We start from the raw sequence: 1470 nt of genomic DNA, 5'->3' as shown, positions 1-1470 counted from the left end.
CCACCCGCTGATCGACGTGGCCGCGGGCCCGACCAGCGCGACGCCCTTGGCCAACGCGGCCGTGCTCACCCCGGCCGCGGATCCGGCCCACACCGTCCAGGCGAGCGCCATCGCGGTGGGGGCCGACCAGCCGAGCCTGGCCACCGCCAGCCTGCTCTCCGGCGACAGCATCCTGCTGCCGCAGAGCGGCGGCGGAGGCGCGGATTCCCTCGTCGGGCAGATCCTGAGCCCGGCCTCGACGGCGCCCGCCGGTGCCGGGGACGCCGGTGGCTCCCACGGGGCGAGCCTCGATCTCGGGATCGTCACGATCGACCTCGGCAGCCATGCCGACGTCCACCACACCGACCCGACCCCGCACTCGGCCACGGGCGGCCTGCACCTGCTCGGCCTCTGACGGCCGGAGCCCCCGCCGCCGACGCGGCGGGGGCTTTTTTGGTGGACGTGGAGCAAGGCTCCGGGGGACAGTCCGTTGACCGACGAACGCGTGTTGCGTGCTGCCAAGCGCCGGGAATTCTGGGCCGCGATCGGGGCCGGGCGCACCGCCCTGATCACCGTGATGATCGTGAGCGGCCTGATCAACCTGCTGATGCTGACCGCCCCGATCTTCATGCTGCAGGTCTACGACCGGGTGCTGCCGAGCCGCAGCATCGCCACCCTGGTCGGGCTCGCCGGCATCGCCCTGATGCTGTTCGTGATCCAGAGCGTGTTCGAGGTCTTCCGCGCCCGGATCCTGTCGCGGTTCGGCCGCCTGGTGGACGAGCGCCTCGGCCCGCGGATCTTCCGGACCCTGCTGGCGCGCGGCTCCGAGACGCCGCGCGGCGACGAGGGCCCCCAGGCGCTGCGCGACCTCGACACCGTGCGGGGCTTCGTGTCGAGCATGGCGCTCACCGCCTTCTTCGACCTGCCCTGGGTGCCGCTCTACATCGCGGTCTGCTTCCTGTTCCATCCCTGGCTCGGGGCGGCGATCGCGGCCGGCGCCCTGTTCCTGTGCGTGCTGACGGTCCTGACCGACTGGGCCTCCGCCGAGACCACCCGGGAGACCGTGCGGGTCGCCGGCGAGCGCCGGTCCTTCACCGACATGGCGCACCGGACGGCGCCGCTGCTCTGCGCGCTGGGGATGCGGTCGCGGGTGGCCGACCTCTGGCAGGTCCGGACCCGCAAGAACCTCGACGTCGCCACCTACGGCAACGACCTCGCCATCGGCTTCGGCGCGGTGGCGCGCCTGCTGCGCACGGTGCTGCAATCCGGGATCCTGGGGCTCGGCGCCTACCTGGTGGTGCGCGAGGAGGCCACCGCCGGGGTCATGCTGGCCGCCACGATCCTGTCGGCCCGGGCGCTGGCGCCGGTGGACCTCGCCATCGCCAACTGGAAGTCGTTCTCGGCCGCCCGGCAGGCCTGGAGCCGGCTCGTGGCGTTCCTGCCCCGGCGGGAGCCGGAGGCCCTGACGCCCCTGCCGGCGCCCCGGGAGAG

The 1470-nt window shown here is 73.8% G+C and carries 1 protein-coding gene and 1 pseudogene; both read left to right on the top strand.

Annotation, left to right across the window (positions count from 1 at the left end):
- Positions 1-394: pseudogene (locus tag FV228_RS29520) on the top strand (hypothetical protein); the annotation flags it as partial.
- A gap of 75 nt (positions 395-469) precedes the next feature.
- On the top strand, positions 470-1470 hold a 1001-nt coding region (locus tag FV228_RS29515; RefSeq protein WP_246694075.1), incomplete at its 3' end, for an ABC transporter transmembrane domain-containing protein.

The sequence above is a fragment of the Methylobacterium sp. WL18 genome (assembly GCF_008040015.1).
Classification (GTDB): Bacteria; Pseudomonadota; Alphaproteobacteria; order Rhizobiales; family Beijerinckiaceae; genus Methylobacterium; species Methylobacterium mesophilicum.
The sequence above is the reverse complement of the archived record's forward strand: the minus strand, read 5'-3'. Positions and strand labels throughout refer to the sequence as shown.